Origin of the sequence: Streptomyces chisholmiae, from assembly GCF_031845445.1 — a bacterium.
Classification (GTDB): Bacteria; Actinomycetota; Actinomycetes; order Streptomycetales; family Streptomycetaceae; genus Streptomyces; species Streptomyces chisholmiae.
Window position 1 is genome coordinate 87,912 of record NZ_JAVREO010000018.1, and the last position, 20,695, is coordinate 108,606.

General features: G+C 75.7%; 21 protein-coding genes. 12 read left to right on the forward strand and 9 right to left on the reverse strand.

Features of this window, described 5'->3' with window-relative positions; genetic code table 11:
- The first annotated feature begins 147 nt into the window (after positions 1-147).
- Positions 148-771, forward strand: coding sequence for a winged helix-turn-helix transcriptional regulator (locus tag RM844_RS25500; RefSeq protein ID WP_311669728.1), 624 nt, complete (start codon positions 148-150; stop codon positions 769-771).
- A 73-nt stretch (positions 772-844) separates the two neighbouring features.
- On the opposite strand, the gene RM844_RS25505 is transcribed toward RM844_RS25500, so the two are convergent.
- Positions 845-1,429 (reverse strand): TetR/AcrR family transcriptional regulator, encoded by a 585-nt coding sequence (locus RM844_RS25505; protein WP_311669729.1) that lies wholly within the window; start codon positions 1,427-1,429, stop codon positions 845-847.
- A gap of 60 nt (positions 1,430-1,489) precedes the next feature.
- Between RM844_RS25505 and RM844_RS25510 the strand changes: the two genes are divergently transcribed.
- A complete protein-coding gene (locus tag RM844_RS25510) occupies positions 1,490-2,356 on the forward strand; it encodes an LLM class F420-dependent oxidoreductase (RefSeq protein WP_311669730.1) in 867 nt (288 codons plus the stop codon).
- Between the two features lie 70 nt (positions 2,357-2,426).
- Here RM844_RS25510 and RM844_RS25515 read toward each other — a convergent pair whose 3' ends face one another.
- Positions 2,427-2,798, reverse strand: coding sequence for a hypothetical protein (locus RM844_RS25515; protein ID WP_311669731.1), 372 nt, complete (start codon positions 2,796-2,798; stop codon positions 2,427-2,429).
- A 103-nt stretch (positions 2,799-2,901) separates the two neighbouring features.
- On the opposite strand from RM844_RS25515, the gene RM844_RS25520 reads away from it, so the two are divergent.
- Complete coding sequence (locus tag RM844_RS25520) at positions 2,902-3,543, forward strand: helix-turn-helix transcriptional regulator (protein ID WP_311669732.1); 642 nt, start codon at positions 2,902-2,904, stop codon at positions 3,541-3,543.
- Positions 3,544-3,575: 32 nt separating this feature from the next.
- On the forward strand, positions 3,576-4,079 hold the full coding sequence (locus tag RM844_RS25525; RefSeq protein WP_311669733.1) for a DUF3291 domain-containing protein: 504 nt from the start codon (positions 3,576-3,578) through the stop codon (positions 4,077-4,079).
- Positions 4,080-4,116: 37 nt separating this feature from the next.
- Here the strand turns inward: RM844_RS25525 and RM844_RS25530 are convergent, their stop codons facing one another.
- Together RM844_RS25530 and RM844_RS25535 are read right to left on the reverse strand one after the other, a co-directional pair.
- Positions 4,117-4,722, reverse strand: coding sequence for a YdcF family protein (locus RM844_RS25530; protein ID WP_311669734.1), 606 nt, complete (start codon positions 4,720-4,722; stop codon positions 4,117-4,119).
- An 85-nt stretch (positions 4,723-4,807) separates the two neighbouring features.
- The gene (locus tag RM844_RS25535; protein ID WP_311669735.1) at positions 4,808-5,188 is read right to left on the reverse strand and encodes a hypothetical protein; all 381 of its coding nucleotides are present in this window, start codon (positions 5,186-5,188) and stop codon (positions 4,808-4,810) included.
- Positions 5,189-5,467: 279 nt separating this feature from the next.
- Here RM844_RS25535 and RM844_RS25540 point away from each other — a divergent pair, with 279 nt between their 5' ends.
- The 3 genes from RM844_RS25540 (at position 5,468) to RM844_RS25550 (ending at position 10,679) form a co-directional block, all read left to right on the forward strand.
- Positions 5,468-6,313 (forward strand): SDR family NAD(P)-dependent oxidoreductase, encoded by an 846-nt coding sequence (locus RM844_RS25540; RefSeq protein WP_311669736.1) that lies wholly within the window; start codon positions 5,468-5,470, stop codon positions 6,311-6,313.
- A 483-nt stretch (positions 6,314-6,796) separates the two neighbouring features.
- Positions 6,797-9,646 (forward strand): ATP-binding protein, encoded by a 2,850-nt coding sequence (locus RM844_RS25545; protein ID WP_311669737.1) that lies wholly within the window; start codon positions 6,797-6,799, stop codon positions 9,644-9,646.
- A gap of 196 nt (positions 9,647-9,842) precedes the next feature.
- On the forward strand, positions 9,843-10,679 hold the full coding sequence (locus tag RM844_RS25550) for an HNH endonuclease family protein (RefSeq protein ID WP_311669738.1): 837 nt from the start codon (positions 9,843-9,845) through the stop codon (positions 10,677-10,679).
- A gap of 41 nt (positions 10,680-10,720) precedes the next feature.
- On the opposite strand, the gene RM844_RS25555 is transcribed toward RM844_RS25550, so the two are convergent.
- Entirely contained in the window at positions 10,721-11,524 is an 804-nt protein-coding gene (locus tag RM844_RS25555) for a LysR family substrate-binding domain-containing protein (protein ID WP_311669739.1), read from the reverse strand.
- 60 nt (positions 11,525-11,584) lie between these two features.
- Here RM844_RS25555 and RM844_RS25560 point away from each other — a divergent pair, with 60 nt between their 5' ends.
- Entirely contained in the window at positions 11,585-11,977 is a 393-nt protein-coding gene (locus RM844_RS25560; protein ID WP_311669740.1) for a DUF5997 family protein, read from the forward strand.
- A gap of 338 nt (positions 11,978-12,315) precedes the next feature.
- Entirely contained in the window at positions 12,316-13,605 is a 1,290-nt protein-coding gene (locus RM844_RS25565; protein WP_311669741.1) for an exo-alpha-sialidase, read from the forward strand.
- Between the two features lie 47 nt (positions 13,606-13,652).
- Here RM844_RS25565 and RM844_RS25570 read toward each other — a convergent pair whose 3' ends face one another.
- The 4 genes from RM844_RS25570 to RM844_RS25585 form a co-directional block, all read right to left on the reverse strand.
- Positions 13,653-14,240, reverse strand: coding sequence for a TetR/AcrR family transcriptional regulator (locus tag RM844_RS25570; RefSeq protein ID WP_311669742.1), 588 nt, complete (start codon positions 14,238-14,240; stop codon positions 13,653-13,655).
- 14 nt (positions 14,241-14,254) lie between these two features.
- Positions 14,255-15,802 (reverse strand): MFS transporter, encoded by a 1,548-nt coding sequence (locus tag RM844_RS25575; protein ID WP_311669743.1) that lies wholly within the window; start codon positions 15,800-15,802, stop codon positions 14,255-14,257.
- Positions 15,803-15,908: 106 nt separating this feature from the next.
- Complete coding sequence (locus RM844_RS25580) at positions 15,909-16,679, reverse strand: type 1 glutamine amidotransferase (RefSeq protein WP_311669744.1); 771 nt, start codon at positions 16,677-16,679, stop codon at positions 15,909-15,911.
- Between the two features lie 147 nt (positions 16,680-16,826).
- Positions 16,827-17,549 carry an IclR family transcriptional regulator gene (locus RM844_RS25585; protein WP_311669778.1) on the reverse strand — a complete coding sequence of 241 codons (723 nt, stop codon included), beginning with the start codon at positions 17,547-17,549 and terminating at the stop codon, positions 16,827-16,829.
- A gap of 105 nt (positions 17,550-17,654) precedes the next feature.
- On the opposite strand from RM844_RS25585, the gene RM844_RS25590 reads away from it, so the two are divergent.
- Genes RM844_RS25590 through dmpG form a run of 3 tightly spaced genes read left to right on the forward strand, consistent with a single transcriptional unit; the run spans position 17,655 to position 20,646 of the window.
- Positions 17,655-18,620: a 2-keto-4-pentenoate hydratase gene (locus RM844_RS25590; protein ID WP_311669745.1), complete on the forward strand. Its 966-nt coding sequence runs from the start codon at positions 17,655-17,657 to the stop codon at positions 18,618-18,620.
- Positions 18,617-19,585: an acetaldehyde dehydrogenase (acetylating) gene (locus RM844_RS25595; RefSeq protein WP_311669746.1), complete on the forward strand. Its 969-nt coding sequence runs from the start codon at positions 18,617-18,619 to the stop codon at positions 19,583-19,585. Before RM844_RS25590 ends, RM844_RS25595 begins: the two co-directional genes overlap by 4 nt.
- Entirely contained in the window at positions 19,582-20,646 is a 1,065-nt protein-coding gene (dmpG, locus tag RM844_RS25600; protein ID WP_311669747.1) for a 4-hydroxy-2-oxovalerate aldolase, read from the forward strand. The genes RM844_RS25595 and dmpG overlap by 4 nt, the downstream gene beginning before the upstream one ends.
- The last annotated feature ends 49 nt before the right edge of the window (positions 20,647-20,695 follow it).

Genomic DNA, 20,695 nt, shown 5'->3' on the forward strand with positions numbered 1-20,695 from the left:
CAGAACATCCCGACTCGCGTCGCCGACCTGGCCCCCACCGGGCACCACCCTGGCGCTACCCGCCTGGTTCCACTCACCTGGTTGCACCCACTTGGTTCTACCAAGCGACCACTTGGAAAGTCCAAGTTATCGAATAGACTACTCCCCATGCCACGCAGAAGCTACGACCAGTACTGCGCCATCGCCCGCGCCCTCGACGCCGTGGGGGACCGCTGGGCCCTGCTGATCGTCCGGGAGTTGCTGGCCGGCCCTCGCCGGTACACCGACCTGCACACCGAACTGCCGGGCGTCAGCACGGACATGCTCGCCGCCCGCCTCAAGAGCCTGGAGCGGGAGGCGGTGCTGACCCGCCGCCGGCTGCCGCCGCCCGCCTCGGCCGCGGTGTACGAGCTGACCGACCGCGGCCGGGCGCTGCTCCCCGTGCTCACCTCGCTGGCCGCGTGGGGCGCCCCGGCGCTCGCCGAGTGCCGCGACACGGACGCGGTCCGCGCGCACTGGCTGGCGCTGCCGCTCCGCGAGCAGCTGCTGGAGTACGCGGGCGCGCCGGCCGGCGTGACGGTCGATGTCGAGCTGCCCGAGGGCACCTTCCACCTCCATCTGGACGCGGACCGCCTGCCCTACGGCGACGGCCCGGCGGCCACCGCGGACGCGGCGCTGCGCATCGACGCCGACACGCACGCGGAGCTGGCCGCCGGCGCGTTGACGGCGCGTCAGGCGTTGACGACGGGCCGGATCGCGGTGCGGGGCGAGCTGCCGGTGGGGGTGGACTGACGCCGCGTCGCCCGCCGCCGGGGGTGCCGGCCGTTCGACGCGGTGCGCGCGGGGGCGGTCGGCCGGAGCCGGCTCAGGCGCCGGCCGGGGGCAGCGGCGCCCCGGCCGCCGCCGGCGGCAGGCTGTCGAGGAGCAGCGCGAGATACCTGGCCCAGCCCCGGCCGGTGTGGTCCGCGCTGGCCGCCACCATGGTGACCAGGCAGGGGATGTCCTCCGGGGTGAGGTCCGCCCGGACGGCGCCGGCCCGCTGGGCCCGGGCCAGGATGTCGGCCAGGGGCGGTAGTTGGCGCGCCAGGACGGCGGCGGCGGGGGCGCCCCCGTTGACCAGGCCGAGCACGCCCGGCTGCTCGACGACCGCGGCGGTGGTCTCGGTCAGCACGGTCAGCAGCGCGCGGCGCGGGTCGGGGTCGGCGGCGGCCCGGCGCAGCACCGGCGCCACCCGCTCGGCGAGGTAGTCCTCCAGCACCGCGGCCACCAGGTCGTCCCGGGTGGGGAAGTGCCGGAAGAGCGTGCGCGCGTTGACGTTCGCCCGCCGGGCGATCTGCTCCAGGGGCACCTCGCCGCCCTGCTCGGCCACGGCCGCGCGGGCCGCGGTGACGATGGCGGCCCGGTTGCGCCGGGCGTCCGCGCGCACCCGCCCGTTCCCGCTCTCCGTCACGCGGGTCACGGTAGCACCCACTAAGTGTCATACGACTGACATTTATGCCATGCTCGGGGCATGGAACACGGCATCGTCACCTTCCTGACCGACTACGGCATCCCTCCCGTCCAGTTGGGGCGGGCGGTGGAGGAGCGCGGTTTCGACGCGCTCTTCCTGACCGAGCACACCCACATCCCGGCCAGCCGGCTGACCCCGTGGCCGGTGGGCGCGGCCGAGCCGCAGCCGCTGCCGCGGCACTACGCGCACACCTTCGACCCGCTGGCCGCGCTCGCCGCGATCGCGGCCACCACCCACCGCGTCCGGCTGGGCACCGGGGTGCTGCTGGTCAACCAGCACCACCCGATCACCCTGGCCAAGCAGGTCGCCAGCGTGGACCGGATCTCCGGCGGCCGGCTCGAGCTGGGCGTCGGCCCGGGCTGGAACGTCGAGGAGATGGCCAACCACGGGGTGGATCCCGCGCGACCGCTGGCCCGGATGCTGGAACACGTGGCCGCCCTGCGGAGGATCTGGTCCGAGGACGAGCCGGAGTTCCACGGCGAGTTCGTGGACTTCGACCCGATCTGGTCCTGGCCCAAGCCGGTCCGCCAGCCGCCGGTGCTGATCGCCGGCGTCGGGCCGACCGTGCTGGACCGGGTGCTCAGCCACGGCGACGGCTGGCTGCCGCTACCGCTGTTCACCCCCGAGCGGCTCGGCGAGCGCGTCACGGAGCTGCGCGCGCGGGCCGCCGACGCCGGCCGCACGGTGAACGTCACGCTGTACGGGGGCAGTCCGGACGCCCTCGACGCCTACCGGGAGGCCGGGGTGGACCGGGTGCTCTTCGAACTGCCCGACCACGAGAACCCGGACGACGCGCTGCGCGCGCTCGACCGCCTCGCCGGCCGCCTGCCGGCGGCAGCCACGGTGCCGGCAGCGGCCGGCGGCTGACCCGGGCACGACCGGACCGCCGTCCCCGCCAGGGCCGGCAACGGGCGCCGCCGGCGCGGGAGCTCGGCCGCTACCCGGGCGGGCGCCCCGGCTCGCCCGGGGGCGGGTAGGCCACTTCGGCCTGCGGGTCCCAGACGACCAGCCGGCACGCGGCCGCCAGCTCCTCGACCGCCAGGAGCGCCGCGTCGGAACGGGGCGCGTGGCCGAGCGACACGATCACGTGGTCGATGCCGACATCGAGCGGCGTCGAGGCCCACGGCGTCCCGGCGCCGGCCGACGGGTGGTCGGGGAACCGCGCGCGCAGCCGCTCGTAGAACGCGACCACCCGCGCGTCGGGCTCCCCCTCGACGTGCCGGCCGGACCGGCACCGCTCGAACATGGCGCGGACCGCCGCGGCGTCGGACGGCTCGGCCGCCGCGAGGACCGCAAGATCGAAGCTCACGGGCGCCATTCTCCGCCGCACCCCGCCGCGCCCGCCGGGCGGGGGCACCGGATCAGTGCCCAACACCGTTCTACCTGTGGGCACGGGTCATAGACTCGGCGAGGTGACTGGTGAGGATGCCACCGAGGACGCCGCGTTCACGACGCTGGGCGCGCTGACCGACCCCGTGCGCCGGCGGCTGTACCGGCAGGTCGCCGCCGCCCCGGGCGAGATGGGACGGGACGCGGCCGCCGAGGCGGCCGGGGTCTCCCGGTCGCTGGCCGCCTTCCACCTGGACAAGCTGGTGGAGGCCGGGCTGCTGACCGTGTCCTACCGGCGGCTGTCCGGGCGCACCGGGCCGGGGGCCGGGCGGCCGGCGAAGGTCTACCGGCGCGCCGAGGGCGAGCACAGCGTGTCGGTGCCGCCCCGGTGCTACGACGCGGCCGGCCGGCTGCTCGCCGAGGTGGTGGAGAACGCCGGCCTGGACCGGGAGTTGCAGGCCGCGGCCCGGGCGACGGGAGCGGCCGCGGCCGGCGACGACCTGGTCGGGGCGTTGCGGGCGCGCGGCTACGCGCCGTTCTGGGACGGGGCGACGCTGCGGCTGCGGAACTGCCCCTTCCACGCGCTCGCCGAGGAGTTCCCCGCGCTGGTCTGCGGGATGAACCTGGCGCTGATCGAGGGTCTGGCGCCCGGGGAGTGGACGCCGGCGATGGACGCCGGGCCGGACCGGTGCTGCGTGTCGATCTCTAAAAACAATCCCCATTGACTATAGAAGCGGGCGCGGGCCATGCTGACCCCATGACGGGTTATCACCTCGCGCAGGTCAACATCGGCCGCATCGTCGCCCCGTTGGGCGGCCCGGAGTTGGCCGATTTCGTGGCCCAACTCCCCGAGATCAACGCGCTGGCCGAGGGCAGCCCCGGCTTCGTGTGGCGGATGGTCGACGACGACGGCGCGGATGCGACCGGCCTGCGCCCCGACGCGGACGACGACCTGCTGCTGATCAACCTCTCGGTCTGGGAGTCGGTCGAGACGCTACGGGACTTCACCTACCGCAGCGACCACCTGCGCGTGCTCAGCCGCCGCCGCGAGTGGTTCCAGCCCGCGTCGGCGCCGAGCCAGGCCCTGTGGTGGGTCCCGGCCGGGCACCGGCCGAGCGTCGCCGAGTCGCTGGACCGGGTCGCGCTGGTGCGCGAGCACGGCCCGGGGCCGGCCGCGTTCACCTTCCGCCACCCCTATCCGGCACCGGGCGACGGGGTGACGGCGGGCGGGGAGACGGCGGACCGGGCGGCGCCGGCCTGAGCGACCGGCCGCCACGGCAGCGGCGAACGCGACGGCGCTACCGACTGCCGCGTCCCCGCCGCTCGTCGCCCCGCAGCACCCGAAGGGTCCACAGCCCGTAGACCGCCAACAGTGGTTTGGCCAGCAGCCACTCGCCGGGCCGGTAGTCCTCCGCGCGCACCAACCGCGCGGCCAGATCGGGGCGTTGCCGCCGCAGGTAGGCGCGCGCCTTGAGCGCGTGCGCCGGCTGGGAGACGATCTTGATCCGGTCGACGCCCGCCAGCAGCGGGATCACCTGAGTGATGTTCTCCCAGGTCGTCCTACTCCGGTCTTCGAGGAACACGGGGCCCACGAAGGCGTGTTGGGACCGTGCGTAGTCGGCGAGCAGCCGCGCCTCCGCGGTGCCGCCGGTGGTCGGGCCGCCGCTGAAGATCATCCGGGTGCTCACCGCCGGGCCGGCGGCGACGGAGCGGAGCCCCGCGCGCACCCGCCAGCGGTTGACCAGGTTCACCGTCTCCCCCGGGTTGCGGTACCCCAGCACGACCACGGCCTCGGCGTCGCCCACCCGGTCGCCCACGAGCGTGCGAGACCAGCGCCAGTTCAACCACTCACCCCAGGCCAGGGCCGCCGCCCCGGCTATCGCCGCTCCGGTCCTCCGCCGCATGCGGCGACTCTAGCGAGGCGGCACCGCCGAACGCGACGGCGCGGCACCGGTGCGGGAGCGGACAGCACGCGGGGGCGTGGGCGGCTCACTGTTCGGCGACGACCCAGCGGTCGGAGTCGGCCGGCAGCCCCAGGTAGCTGTCCAGCACCCGCCCGAGCACCTCGGCGAGCGCGCCCCGCTCGTCGACGGGCTCGGCGCCGGCGTCCGCCGGACCCCAGTCGACCGTCAGGTAGCGGCCGGCCTCCCAGTCGGCCACGCTCCAGGACAGCTCACCGAAGAGGTCGAGCGGCGGCAGCACCCGCTCGGGCGCGTCCTGGTGCGGGTAGGGCAGGTTGATCGCGTTGCCCCGCAGCTGCACCCAGCGCTCGTCGTCCTCGCGGTCGCTGACCGTGACCGTGAAGTCGAAGTATTCGGCTTCCAGTTGCTCGAAGAGCCGGTCCACGATCCCCCGGGGGTGCACGGCCACCGCTTCTCTCCCGTCCCCGTTGGCAGCGGAATGGTGTGACAAGAACACCCCCGACCCTACCCGTCGCGCTGCCCCGACCCGGCGACCGGTCCGGCGACGGTCCGGCGGCCCTTCCCAGCCCGCCGGTATTCCGGTGTTCCCCGCCACCCCTACTCCCCTGACGGCCATCGGGGTGAGCCAAGGGGTTTTTCCGACGGCCGGCCGGAGAACTCCCGGCACGCATTAGGGTTTTTTCGACGGACTTTGTTTCTCTTCCTGGTTTCTTTTGGGAGTTCAGTGATGCCGAAGAACAGTTCCGCACGCACCGTGGTGGTCGCCGGTGGGACGGACGGAATGGGGCGGGCCACCGCCCTGGCCCGACTCGAACGCGGCGACACGGTCGTGGTCGTGGGCCGCAGCGCCGCGAAGGCGGCCGACCTCGCCGATGAGGCACGACGGCTCGGCGCCGCCGAGCGCCTGGACTTCCACCAGGCCGACCTCAGCTCGATCGCGGCGGTCCGCGAGGTGATCGCCCACGTCGCGAAGGCCCATCCGGCCATGCACGCCCTGGTGTTGACGGCCAACCGGCAGCACCTCAGGCGGGAGACGTCCGCCGAGGGCCTGGAGTCCACCTTCGCCCTCTACTACGTCAGCCGCTACCTGCTCGGCCATGGCCTCGCCCGACAGTTCGACGCGGCCCCGGACCCGGTGATCATCAACGTCGCCGGCCCCGGCACCTCGGCGGGCTCGGTCAACTGGGACGACCCCCACCTCACCCGCCGGTACAGCACCATGCGGGCCCAGCTCCAGGCCGGGCGGGCCAACGACCTGCTGGCGGTGGAGTTCGCCGAGCGGCCGACGAGCAAGGCCAGGTACGTGCTCTACCACCCGGGCTTCACCCAGACCGCGGCGATCAACCAGTTCAACCAGCCGCTGCGGGCGATCGTGAAGGTGTACGCCAGGATCGGCGCCCGGTCGGTCGCCGACTCGGCCGCCCCGATGATCGAGTGGGTCGAGAACCCGCCGAAGGCGCGGCTGACCGTGGACGACCGGGGCAAGCCGGTGGACCTCGGCCGCAAGATGTTCGACAAGGCCAACGCCGCCCGGCTGGCCGCGCTGACCGAGGAACTGCTCGACGAACGGTGAGCCCACCGACGCCCGGTCCGCCCCCTAGGGAGCCCGGCCGTTACGGGGTTCAGCGGCGAACGGGCGGCCGGCCTCTCGCCGGCACGGGCCGCCGGCGCCGACCGGAATCCGTCTCCCGGCCCCCGTCGGTGAATGCGGCGAACGACGGTGCCGGAAGGGCACCCACGTGCCGAAACCCCTTTCCCTTGCGCGCTTTCCGCACCACCATTCCGCACCACATTTCCGCACGCGATTCCGCACGCGATTCCGCGCCGCGATTCCGCACCACATTTCCGCACGCGATTCCGCGCCGCGATTCCGCACGACCATTCCGCGCCGCCGTTCGGGACCGCCGTTACCGACCGCCGTTCCGTCCAGCCCCGAACACACCGGAGGACGTCCCGTTGGGTGTCACCTTCCGTCACCGCGCGCCGGTGACGCGCTCTCAGGAGCCCTCTACCATGGACGGCGCGCACGGCGGCGCCGGCGGGGCGGGGGGGGCGGATGGACCTGATCGGACGCGAGCGTGAGTCCGCGCTGCTGGACGCGCTGCTCGACCGGGCGGCGCGCGGCCGGGGCGGGGCCGCGATCCTCACCGGCCCGGTGGGCTGCGGCAAGACGGCGCTGCTCCAGGCGTTCGCCGAACGGGCCGCGGCCGGTGGTGCCCTGGTCCTCCGGGTGGCGTGCGCCGAGGCCGAGCGCGGCATGCCGTTCAGCGCCCTGGCGCAGGCCTTCCAGCAGGCCCCGATCCCGCCCGAGCACCTGGCCGGGCTGCGGGAACTCGCCCCGGACGAGGACTGTCTGAGCTTCCTCGGCCACCAGGCCGACGGCCTGGCGGAGCGGCTGGAGCGGGTCTACCCGCCGGTCGTGCACGGCCTCTGGCAGGCCCTGCGGGCGCTGGGCGTCCAGGCCCCCGTCGCCCTCGTCATCGACGACATCGACCGGTCCGACGAACTGTCCCTGCGCGCCTGGTCGTTCCTGGCCCGCCGGGTCGGGTCGGGCCGGGTGGCGCTGGTGGCGGCCGCGCAGACCGACACCCGGCGGGCCGGGCACTTCCTCCGCGCCGAGGTGCTGGGACAGCCGGGCTGGCAGCGGCTGCGGCTGGCGCCGCTGTCCGTGACCGAGGTGGCCGCGGTGCTGAGCCGCCGGCTCGGCCACGGCCAGGCCGCGCCGGCCTGGCACGCCGTCAGCGGCGGCAGTCCCCTGCTGCTCCAAGCCCTCCTGGACGACCACCCCGCACCACCCGGCCCGCCGAGCCAGGTGACCGGGCCGGAGCACGCCGACGCGCCCGTCGCCGGGCCGGCGTTCGCCGAGGCGGTGGCGGCGTGCCTGCACCGCTGCGACCCCGCGGCGGCCCGGGTCGCGGAGGCCAGCGCCGCGCTCGGCGAGCACGCCGGCGCCGCGCTGGTCGCCGACCTGCTGGGCACGCCGACGGAGACCGTCCGGCCCTGGCTGCGGGCGCTGGAAGCGGCGGGCGTGCTGGCCGACGGGCGGTTCCCCCAGCCGGCCGGGCGTGCGGCGGCGCTCGCACCGCTCACCCCCGAGCGGTCGGCCGACCTGCACCGGCGCGCCGCGGAGCGGCTGTACCACGCCGGCGCGCCGCCGACCGCGGTGGCCGAGGCGCTGCGGTCCGCCGCCGGCGAGGAGCTCCCCGGCTGGAGCGGCGCGGTGCTGCGCGAGGCGGGCCGCCGGGAGTTGGCGGCGGGCCGGTCCGACCGGGGCGCCGGGTACCTCGAACTGGCTTGCCGCGCCGCGACCGGGCCACCGGACCGGGTGGCCGCCCTCACCCTGCTGACCGCGGCGCGTTGGCGGACCGACCCGGCCGGCTGCGCCCGGCACGTCGACCGGCTCCTGACCATCGCCCGCGACGGCGGGTGCGAGGGCGCGGTGACACCGGCCGTGGCCGCGGTGACGCCGGCCGTCGACTACCTGCTGTGGCGGGGACGGTTCGCCGACGCCGAGCTGCTGCTCGGCCGGCTGGCGCCGCCGGACGGCGCGGTGGCGTCGCACCTCAGGGCGGAGTCGCGGCTGCTGCGCCTGCGGCTGCGCTACCGCGCCCCCGGGTGGCTCGCCCGGCTGTCCCCCGGCGTGCTCGACGACACCCCGGCCGACGGGTCCGAGCCGGCGCTCGGCCGCTCCCCGCAGGTGATCGCCGGCCGCGCGTTGGCGTCGCTGCTGGCCGGCGGCGATCCGGACGAGACGGCCGAGCACGCCGAGCGGGTGCTGCGGGACTGCCCACTCGGCGACGACACCGCCGAGCCGCTGTTCACCATGCTGGCGGTGCTGGTCGATCTCGACCGCCCGGCGGCCGCGCTCCCCCGGTGCGAGGCCCTGCTCGCCGAGGCGGAGCGGCTCGGGGCGACGGCCTGGGGTGGGCGGTTGCTGGACCTCAGGGCCGCGATCGCGCTGCGGCTGGCCGACTTCCCGGGTGCGGCCGGGTACGCGCGGCGCGCGCTGGCGGTGCTCCCGGTCGAGCACGGTGGACCGTTCCGCTCCGGGCCGCTGGCGACGCTGCTCCTCACGCACACCGCGCTGGGCCAGCACGACGAGGCGGCCGCGCTGCTCGCGCGACCCCTTCCCGAGGCCGGCGAGCAGACCACGGCCGGGCTCCGGTACGCCTACGCCAGGGGCCTGCACCAGTTGGCGACCGGCCGCCCGGAGGCGGCGGCGACCACCTTCGTGGCCTGCGGCGAACAGGCCGTGGCCTGGCGGCTGGACCTGCCGGCGCTGCTGCCGTGGCGCACCGGGCTGGCCCACGCGCTGCTGCGGTCCGGCCAGCCCGAGCAGGCCGGGGCGCTGCTGCGGGAGCAGCTCGACCATGCCGCCGCCGGCCCCCCGCGGGTGCGCGGGCAGGCGCTGCGGCTGCTGGCCCGCACCGTCGAGCCGGCCGCCCGGACGGGCCTGCTGCGGGCGGCCGTCGAGGAGTTGGGACGCTGCCCGGCGCCGCTGGACCAGGCCCGCGCGCTGCTCGACCTGGGCCGCGCCCTGCACCGGTTGGGCGAGCTGGAACGGGCCAGGGCGGCGGTGCGCCGCGCCCGGCTGCTGGCCGACGCGGGTGAGACGGACCCGGACGGCACCGGCTGGCCGCCGGCGACCGGCCCGGCCCGGGGCGCACGGGCCGCCGCGGCGCTCAGCGACGCCGAGCGGCGGGTGGCGGCGCTGGCCGCCCGGGGCACGAGCAACCAGCGGATCGCCGGCGAGTTGGCCATCACGGTGAGCACCGTGGAACAGCACCTGACCCGGGTCTACCGGAAGCTCGGCGTGCGGCGCCGCACCGAGCTGCCGACCGCGCTGGAACTGCTCGCCGTGGACAGCGCGTTGCTCGCCGTGGACGGCGCGGTCGGGGCGCCCTGACCCCCGGCCCGGCAGCCGGCCGGCGTGCCCCGGCGCGGGGCCGGGCCGGGCGCTCACTCCCCGTCGCTCCCGGTCCCCCCGTTCGTGGGGTTTTCCTACCGCGGGCCGGCCGGCCCGCGCGGCGTCGGGCAGGTGAGAGGGGGAAGCACCCGCGGACGACGGGAGACAGAACGTGGGCGAAGGAACGCGCCGGACCGTGATCGCCGCCGTGGCGGCGGCGTTGACCCTCGGCCTCGCGGCACCGGCCGCCTGGGCCACCATCCCACCCCCCACCGCACCGGAGACCACCGCACCGGAGACCACCACCCAGACCACCTTCGCCGGCCCCGCCACGGACCCCGGCCCCGTCCCCACGGCCGACCCGGTCACGCTGCCGCTGCGCGAGGCGATCGATCGGCTCGAGGTCGCCGAGGAGGACCGGACCGGCTACGACCGGGACCGGGAGTTCGGCTCCGGCTGGACCGACGCCGACCGCGACGGCTGCCACACCCGCGCGGAGGTGCTGCTGGAAGAGGCCGTCACCCCGCCCACCGTCACCGGACGCTGCACCCTGAGCGGCGGCACCTGGTACAGCTGGTACGACGACCAGACGGTCACCGCGACCGACATCGACCACCTCGTGCCGCTGGCCGAGGCCTGGGACAGCGGCGCCCGCGACTGGACCCGCGAACAGCGCGTCGCCTACGCCAACTACCTCGACGACCCGCGCCACCTGGAGGCGGTCAGCCAGCGTTCCAACCGGCAGAAGGGTGACAAGGACGTCGCCGAGTGGCTGCCGATCGAGTCCGCCCAGTGCAGGTACCTGACCTACTGGGTGCCGGTCAAGCTCGCCTGGGGGCTGTCGGTCGACCCGGTGGAGCTGACCGCGTTGACCACGCTGGCGGCGGACTGCCCCAACGACCCGATCAGCTACACCCCGGTGCCGCTGGACCCGGCCCCGGCCCCGGTGCCCACGCCGGCCCCGAGCCAGCCGCCGCACCCGGACCCGGGCGCCGCGCTGCGGAACGCGCTGCTGCCGGGCTTCCCCGGCTGACGGCCGGCTGACGGCCGGCTGACGGGTGGCGGCGGCCCCGGCTAACGGCGGGGCTTGCGGCGCTTGGCCGGCTTGGCCCCGCCGGCGCCCCGCCGTGGGTTCCTGCCACCCGCACCGCCCGAACCACCGCCCGACCGCCCGCCGGACCGGCCCGCCGAGCCGGCCCCGCGGGGGTCGCCGGCGGCGGGCCGGCGGGCCTTCGGCTTCTCCTTCGCCTTCTCCCGCGGCGGGGTCGGGCGGCCCCGGGAGCTGTTGACCGTCCGGCCACGGACGATCCCGATGAACGTCTCCATCAGGTCGGTGGTGCGGTCCTCCCGCCAGCAGAGCCCGACCTGGGAGGTGGGGGCGTCCGTCACCGGCCGGTAGGTGAGGTCCTTGCGGTGGTGCAGCCGGGCCAGCGACTGGGGGACGACGAGCAGGCCGACGCCGGCCGCCACCAGCTCGACGGCGTCCCCCGTGCTGGCGGGCCGCTCGACCGCCGGCCGGCCGGGCGGGCGCTCCCAGGGCAGGGTGTCGTCCAGCGGGTGCAGCAGCAGCTCGTCGGCGAGGTCGGCGACCGCCACCTCGTCCACGGCCGCCACCAGGTGGTCCTTGGGGACGACGACCACCGTCGTCTCGACATAGAGCGGGATCACGCTCAGCTCGGCGCGGTCCAGGGGCAGCCGCCCGAACACGGCGTCGGCGCGGCCCTCCCGCACCCCGGCGGCCGCCTCGGCCGCCGGCACCCCCGAGAGGGTCAGCGGCACGTCCGGCATCCGCTCCTGCCAGATCCGCACCCACTTGGCGGGGATCACGCCCGGGACATAGGCGAGCCGGAAGGAGGGGGGCACGTCGGAGCCTGTCACCGGGCCAGGCTATCCGGTCGGGTTCGTGCGCCGCCGCCCGCGCTCGCTACCCTGGTCGGCATGACGTCGCAGCAGACCACCCAGACCATGAAGCCCGCGACCGCGGCGAAGAAGCTGGGTGTGTACCTCCAGGCCACACCCACCGAGTTCCAGGAGGGCGTGGTCTCGCGCGAGGAGTTGCGGTCGCTCCAGACCGACCCGCCCGAGTGGCTGCGCGAGCTGCGCCGGGACGGCCCGCACCCGCGCCCGGTGGTCGCCGCCAAGCTGGGCGTCTCCATCGCCGGCCTGGCGCGTGGCGGGGTCACCGAGCCGCTGACCACGGAGCAGATCGACGCGCTGAAGCAGGAGGAGCCCGAGTGGCTGCGCCAGGAGCGCGCCACCCAGGCCGACGTCCGGAAGGAAGCGGCGCGGATCAGGGAGCGGGACGCGGCGCGCGCCGAGCAGCGTCGCTGACGGCGGCCCCGGTCCCGCCGCCACCGCGCGGCCCACGGCCCGTGTCCCTACCCCGGGGGCACGGGCCGTCGCCCGTCCCGGGCCGTGGGACCGGCTGCGAACGGAACGAACGGGAGCCTCCGCGGCCCGCTTTTACATCGATGGAAGGAACTTTGGCAACCCTGCTGATGTCTGGTGGATCCGCCCAACCCGCTGCCAGGGTGCTGGACATGACGCCGCTCGGCCGGCGGCCCGGCGGGCCGTTGCTTCGACCTGCCGAACGGCGTTCGACTCGCCGCCGGGCCCCGTTCCGGTGCGAGGCGTGACCCCCACCGACACGAGACAGGGACACCACCCGCATGACCCGAACCGTGACCCGAAGGGCCAGACCCCGCACGTTGCTGGGCGTCGGCGTGCTGCTGACCGCGCTGCTGAGCACGATGGCGGCCAGCCCCAGCCCGGCCGCGCCACCACCGGCGGCGACGGCCCAGACCGCCGCCGCCACTCCCACCTCGACCTCGCCCCCCACCTCGACCGATCCGAGCCCCGGGGACGCGACGCCGGCCCCGGCCGCCACCGGCACCCCGATCGCCGAGGGCACCGGCCTCTACCCGCGCGCCATCCGGCTGGCGCACAACGGCGCGGCCAACGGCCGCATCCTGGCCAGTACCGTCACCTTCGACGGCAACACCGGCCTCGGCGCGATCCACGAGTCAATCGACGACGGCCGGAGCTTCCGGCAGGTCGGCACCGTCGCCGACCCCGACTCGGCCGGCGGCCAGGGCCTGTGCTGCGCCACCCTCTACGAACTCCCCCAGCAGGTAGGCGAGTTGCCGGCCGGCACCCTGCTCTGGGCCTCCTCGGCCGGGCAGGACGAGGCCGACCGGCGGATGGCCCTGCGGGTCTGGGCCAGCGACGACCTGGGCCGCTCCTGGCGCCACCTCTCCGACGTGGCGGTGGCCGGCGACACCGGCGGCCTGTGGGAGCCGGAGTTCTCGGTGGCCGCCGACGGCGCACTGGTCTGCCACTACGCCGACGAGACCGATCCGGCGCACAGCCAGAAGCTGGTCGCCGCCCGCTCCTACGACGGCGTCACCTGGGGCGACCACCAGAACACCGTGGCCAGCTCCTGGGAGCCGGACCGTCCCGGGATGCCGGTGGTCAGGAAACTGCCCGACGGCAGCTACTTCATGATCTTCGAGATCTGCAACCCGGGCGGCCAGTACCAGTGCGTGGTGCACTACCGCACCTCGCCGGACGGCTGGGACTGGGGCGCGGCCACCCACCTCGGGTTCCGGCCGGAGACGGCGGACGGCACCTACCTGCGGGCGGCGCCCACCGTCGCCTGGTCGCCCGCGCCGGACGGTGATCCGGACGGCCGGCTGGTGATCGTCGGCCAGATGGCGCTGAACGCGGACGGATCCACGTCACCGGACAACGGGCGCATCGTGCTGGTCAACGACGCGGGCGGCGAAGGCCCCTGGCGGGCCGCCCCGGCGCCGGTCCAGGTGCCGACCGCCGAGCCGAACTACTGCCCCAACTACAGCTCCCCGCTGCTGCCTTCGGCCGACGGGCGGGAGCTGTTCCAGATCGCGACCGACTGGGACGGCGACATCTGCCGGGCCTACCACGCCACCGGACCGCTCTGACCGGTCCGCCGCGCGTGGCCCCCGCTGACCGTCCGCCGGGCGGGCGGTCAGCGGCCGGGCCGCCGCGTCCGCGGGGCGCCGACGGCCCGGCCGAGGACGGCGCGCACGTGCTCGGCGTCGGCCGGCGCGTTCTCGATGAGCAGCGCGGTGCACAGCCCGTCCGAGGTGGCCACCACGGCGGCGACCGCGTCGGGGTCGTCGGTGAGGGTGGCGGCCAGCTCGGCGACGCCCTCCCGCCACCGCCTGGCGACCGGCATCAGCGCCGGCCTGCGCGCCGCGAGCGTGCACAACTCCCGCTCGGCCAGGGCTCGTTCCCGGCCCGGGCCGGCGGACTCCACGATCAGCTCGGCCAGGCCGGCCAGCTTGTCCTCGTGCTGGTCGACGATCTCCCTGATGCGCGCGGTGTAGCCGTCGGCGACGCTGGAGAGCGCCGCGACCAGCAGCTCGTCCAGGGTGGCGAAGTAGTAGGTGCTCAGGCTGACCGGGATGCCGGCCTGTTTGGCGACCGCGCGGTGGGTCACGCCGGCGGCGCCATCACGCCGCACGACCGCGAGGGTCGCCTCGATGATCTCCGCGCGGCGCTTCTGGCCACGGGCGCGGCGCCCGTCGACGGTGGCACCCGGCTGGTCACTCATGCACCCTCCCGACCTCAGGTTAGGCGATCACCGCCCCCGGCCCGCACGTCGGCGGTCGGCTCGGCGCCGAGCGGCCGGACGTGCCGCAGGGTGCCCAGGCACAGGAAGGTCGCCACGGCGATGGCGACCGCGGCCACCAGCGACGCCGTGTTGACCCCGGTGGTGAACGCCTCCCGGGCGGCGTCCACCGTCCCGGCCGGCACCTCGTCCCGCACCGCGAGGGCGTCGCCGAGCCCTTCGGTGAGCCGGCCGGCGACCTCGGGCGGCGCGTCCGCCGGGACGCGGACCTCGGCCCGGTAGACGGCGGTGGTCAGGCTGCCGAGCAGCGCGACGCCGACGGCGATGCCCAGCTCCTGGACCGTCTCGGAGAGCGCCGCCGCCGCGCCGGACCTGGTCGGCGGGGCCGCGCCGACCACCATGTCCGTGCCGAGCGCAGCGATGGCGCCCAGCCCGAGGTAGCCGAGCGCGAACCCGGCGACGACCCGCGGCACGTCGTCGGTGCCGGCGGTGGCCAGCAGCGCGTAGCCGACCACGGACAGGCCCAGCGTGCCGCCCATCACCAGCCCCGGCCGCACCCGCGCGGCCAGCAGCGGGGCGCCGATCGCGGCGGCGAACATCGCCAGGGCCGGCGGCCCCATCCACAGCCCGGCGGTGGCCGGGCTGAGCCCCTGGACCAGCTGCAGGTACTGGGTCACCAGGTACATCGCGCCGCCGACGCCGACCAGCCCGACCAGCAGCACCACCAGGGCCACGGCGAACGCCCGGTTGGCGAACAGCGAGACGTCCAACAGCGGTGTCGCCAGCCGTCGTTGGCGCCGCACGAAGTGCGCGCCGGCCAGCAGGCCGACCAGCAGCGGGACCGCCGTCAGGGCGTCCGGGCCGTGGCTGGCGGCCTGCTTGACCGCGTAGACCACGGGCAGGATCGCGGCCAGCGAGAGGGCGACGCTCGGCAGGTCGAGCCGGCCCGCGGCGGGGTCGGCGTACTCCGGGAGCAGGCTCCGGGCACCGGCCAGCACGGCCACCGCGATCGGCACCGCGAGCAGGAAGGCCGCCCCCCACCAGAACCGCCCGACCAGCAGTCCGCCGACCACCGGACCGGCGGCCATGCCGAGCGCGAACATCGTGGCCCAGACGCCGATCGCCACCGCGCGCTGCCGCACGTCACGGAACATGTTCGAGATCAGGGAGAGCGTGGACGGCATCAGCGTCGCCCCCGCGACGCCGAGCAACGCCCGGGCCAGCAGCAGGAGTTCGGCGGTGGGCGCGAAGGCGGCGAGGACCGAGACGGCGGCGAACGCCGCCATCCCGACCTGCAGCAGCCGCCGTCGACCGATCCGGTCGCCGAGCGTCCCCATGGTGATGAGGAAGCCGGCGACCAGGAAGCCGTAGGCGTCCATGATCCACAGCGACTGGGTCGCCGAGGGCGCCAGGTCGGCCGCCATCGCCGGCAACACCAGGTAGAGCACCGTCACATCGAGTCCGAGCAGCAGTGTCGGCAACGCCAACAGCCCGAGCCCGGCCCACTCCCGCGCCCCCGCGCGCGCGGCCACCACCTGTGCCACTGTTCGCCCCCTCGTTCCGGCTTCGCCGATCGACACCCCAGATAGTTGAACGCTAGTCCAACTTGGACAATCGTTCAACTTACTGGGGTGTGGGAGGGTGTCCGGCCTACCGGGAGCCGTCGGCGGGCGGCCGACCGGCGGTGGCGTGCTCGCGGACCACGGCCGCGAACGCGGCCACCAGCCGCCGCGCGGCGCTGGCCGCGGCCGGCTCCCGGGCCTCGGCCTCGGCCCGCAGGGCCGGCAGGTCCAGCCCGTCGGCGGCCAGCCCGGCCGGGTCCCAGTGGGCGAGGCGCTCGGCACCCACCTCCGGATGGAACTGCACCCCCCAGGCCCGCTCCCCCAGCCGGAACGCCTGCACCGGGCAGCGCGCGCTCTCCGCCAGGTGGACGGCCCCGGGCGGGAGTTGGGTGATCTGGTCCCGGTGGCTCTGGATCACCGGGAAGGTGTCCGGCAGGGCGGCGAGCAACCGGTCCGCCGCGGCCCCGGGGCGCCGGGTCACCAGGTGCGAGCCGCGTTCCGGGGTGCCGTGGTCGCCCAGCACGGTGCCGCCGTGGGCGGCGGCCAGCAGCTGGGCGCCCAGGCAGATGCCGAGCAGCGGCACACCGCCGGCCACCGCCTGCCGGGCCAACTCCCGTTCCCGCGCCAGCCAGGGGTACCGGGCGTCGTCGTCGGGCAGGAAGCCGCCGCCGAGCAGCACCACCGCCTGGTAGCCGGCCGGCGTCCCGGGCACCTCGGCGCCGGGCAGCTCGACCGGCGCCAGCCCCTCAGCGGTCAGCCAGTCGGGCAGCCGCCCGGGTCCGCTGGCCTCGTGGTTGCGGACGATCAGGACCCGGGGGGCCGGGGTGGGCGCGGTGGACGGCGCGGGCTGGGTGCTCATGGGCGAGGACCTTTCTGCGGGCGGGAGCGGTGGCTGGACGCCATCCGGCGGGCGGCGGGCCGGCCGTCGGTGAGCACGTCCGGCAACTGCCTTCCTCCGCCAGCCGCCCGGTACACCCGCGCCCCCGCGCCGCGCCGGCCCGTCCGGTCAGCCGCCGCGCAGCACCCGGGACAGGCCGAGCGCGGCGGTGCGCACCGCCGGGGCGAGCTGGGCCGGGCGGAAGCTGGCCCGGGGAACGGCGACCGACAGGGCGGCGACGGCCCCGCCACCGGGCCCGAAGACGGGCGCGGCTATGCAGCTGACCCCGAGCGCCGCCTCCTGCTCCTCGTAGGCCAGCCCGGCCACCTGGGCCTGCTCGACCACGGTGCGCAGCCGGGCCGGATCGGTGATCGAGTGGGGCGTCAGCCTGGGCAGCGGCCCGGCCAGCACCTCGTCCGTCAACTCCGCGTCGGAGAAGGCCAGCAGCGCCTTCCCGACACCCGTGCAGGTCAGCGGGAGGCTGCCGCCGATCCGGGAGGGCAGCGGCAGCACGTCGTGCCCGTGGATGCGCTCCACGTACACCACCTGATGGCCCTCCCGCACCCCGAGGTGGACGGTCTCCCGGGTGGCCTCGAACAGGTCCTGGAGGAACGGCAGCGCGGCCTCCCGCAGTTCGCGACGGCGCGGCACCCGGCTGCCCAACTCGAAGAGCTTGCCGCCGAGTCGGTAGTGCGGCCCGGACCGTTCCAGCCAGCCGAGGGCCATCAGCTCGGCGGCCAGCCGGTGGACGGTCGCCTTGGGCAGCCCGGTACGGGCCGCGAGTTCCGTCAGGCGGAACGGGCCACCGGTGGGCAGGAAGCATTCCAAGAGAAAGGCCGCCTTCTCCAGCATGCTGCCGCGCGCTTCGTCTCGTGTCACGGAACAAAGCTTGTCGGAACTGGGACGACCCGTCTATACCGGGGGGCGACATCCGTCCCAGCGGGAGGACCTCCGCCCATGCCCCACTCTCCGACGCCGCCCGCCGGGCGCGCCGTCGACACCGGCCCCGACCCGGCCGTCGCGCGCGCCGCCGATTTGCTCGCGGAGGCGGCCCGCACGGGCGTCCCGTGCCCGCCGGTGCGGACACTGCTCCCGGCCGCCGACGCCGCGACCGGCTATGCCGTGCAGCGTCTGGGCACCGCCCGGGCCCTGGCCGCCGGACGACGGCTCGTCGGCCGCAAGATCGGCCTGACATCACCGGCCGTGCAGACCCAACTCGGCGTCGATCAGCCGGACTTCGGGGCACTGTTCGCCGACATGGCGGTGCCGGACGGCGGCCTGGTGGCGGCCGGCCGGCTGCTCCAGCCCAAGGTGGAGGCCGAGGTGGCGCTGGTGCTCGGCCAGGACCTGCCGCACGCCGAGGTCACGGTGGCCGACGTGCTGCGGGCGGTCGACTTCGCGCTGCCCGCGCTGGAGATCGTGGACAGCCGGATCGCCGGCTGGGACATCACGCTGGTCGACACCGTCGCGGACAACGCCTCCAGCGGCCTGTTCGTGCTGGGCGGCACCCCGGTGCCGCTGGCCGGCCTCGACCTCGCCGCGGTGCGGATGACGATGAGCCGGGGCGCCTCGGAGGTCTCCACCGGGACCGGCGCCGACTGCCTGGGCGGCCCGCTCAACGCCGCCGCCTGGCTGGCCGGCACCCTGGCCCGGGCCGGCGACGCCCTGCGGGCCGGCGACATCCTGCTGACCGGCGCCCTGGGCCCGATGGTCGCCGCCGCGCCGGGCGACTCCTTCACGGCGCGGATCTCCTCGCTGGGCACCGTCCGGGTCGCGTTCGCCGCCACCCCAGCCACGGACACCCCCGCCGGCGACGCCCCGGCCACGGGCACCCCCGCCGGCGACGCCCCAGCCACGGACGCCCCGGCCAGCAACGAGGCTGCCACCGACGGCGGTTCGGGCCCCGCGGGAGGAGAGCGATGAGCGGCGCGAGCGCCGCCCCGCGCACCCGGGTCGCGATCATCGGGTCCGGCAACATCGGCACCGATCTGATGATCAAGATCCTGCGGCTCTCCGAGACGCTGGAGATCGCGGCGCTGGCCGGCATCGACCCCGACTCCGACGGCCTGGCCCGCGCCCGGCGGCTGAAGGTGGCCACCACCCACCACGGCGTCGACGGGCTGGTGGCCCTGGACGAGTTCGCCGACGTGCGGCTGGTCTTCGACGCCACCTCGGCCGGCGCGCACCGTCGGCACGACGAGGTGCTGCGGGCCCACGGCCGGACCGTGGTGGACCTGACGCCGGCCGCCCTCGGCCCCTACGTGGTACCGCCGGTCAACGGGGACGACCATCTGGACGCGCCCAACGTCAACATGGTCACCTGCGGCGGGCAGGCCACCATCCCGGTGGTGGCCGCCGTCGCCGCCGTCACCCCGGTGCACTACGCGGAGATCGTGGCCTCCATCGCCTCCCGCTCGGCCGGGCCCGGCACCCGCGCCAACATCGACGAGTTCACCGAGACCACCGCCACCGCCATCGAACGCGTCGGCGGCGCGGCGCGCGGCAAGGCGGTGATCGTCCTCAACCCGGCCGAGCCGCCGCTGATCATGCGGGACACCGTGCACTGTCTGGTCTCCGGCGGCGACCGGGCGGCGATCGACGCCTCGGTCCACGCCATGGTGGAGCGGGTCCGCGGCTATGTGCCGGGCTACCGGCTCAAGCAGGACGTGCAGTTCGAGCCGGTGCCGGCCGACGACCCGCTGCGCGGGCTGCTGCCGGCCGACGCCGGCGGCGAGGCGACCCGGGTGTCGGTCTTCCTGGAGGTCGCGGGCGCGGCCCACTACCTGCCGGCCTACGCCGGCAACCTCGACATCATGACCTCGGCCGCGCTGCGCACCGGGGAGCGCCTGGCCGCGCACGCCGACTCCCGTGAGGTGGACGCCCGATGAGCGGTGCGGAGGAGGCCGGCGCGACCCGGCCCCGGCTCTATGTCCAGGACGTGACCCTGCGGGACGGGATGCACGCGCTGCGGCACCGGTACACCACGGAACAGGCGGCGACCATCGCCGCCGCCCTGGACCACGCCGGCGTCGCGGCCATCGAGATCGCGCACGGCGACGGGCTGTCGGGGTCCAGCATCACCTACGGGGTGGGCGCGCACACCGACTGGGAGTGGATCGAGGCGGTCGTCGGCGCCACCCGACGCGCCGTGCCCACCACGCTGTTGCTGCCCGGCATCGGCACGGTCGCCGACCTCCGGCGGGCGCACGCGCTCGGCATCCGCTCGGTGCGGGTGGCCACGCACTGCACCGAGGCCGACGTCTCCGCCCAACACATCGCCGCCGCCCGCGAGTTGGGCATGGACGTGGCCGGCTTCCTGATGATGTCGCACCTGGCCGAGCCGGCCGAACTGGCCCGTCAGGCCCGGCTGATGGAGTCCTACGGCGCGGCCTGCGTCTATGTCACGGACTCCGGGGGCCGGTTGACCATGGACGGGGTCCGCGACCGGCTCCGCGCCTACCGCGACGTCCTGGCCCCGGAGACCGAGTTGGGCATCCACGCGCACCACAACCTGGCGCTTGGCGTGGCCAACACGGTGGTCGCGGTGGAGAACGGCGTGACCCGGGTGGACGCCTCGCTGGCCGGCCAGGGCGCCGGGGCCGGCAACTGCCCGCTGGAGGCGTTCGTCGCCACCGCCGACCTGCTGGGCTGGGACCACGGCTGCGCGCTCTTCGAGCTGATGGACGCGGCCGACGACCTGGTCCGGCCGCTCCAGGACCGTGAGGTGCGGGTGGACCGGGAGACGCTGACGCTGGGGTACGCGGGCGTCTACTCCAGCTTCCTGCGGCACGCCGAGGCGGCCGCCGTCCGCTACGGCCTGGACACCCGCTCGATCCTGGTCGAGGTGGGCCGGCGGCGGCTGGTCGGGGGCCAGGAGGACATGATCGCCGACATCGCCCTTGACCTGGTGGCGAGTTCGCCGGAAAGCCGGCCAATCTCATCGCTATGAATGTATTGATTGCATTGGTTTCCTGTCCCATACTGCAACAACCGACGCG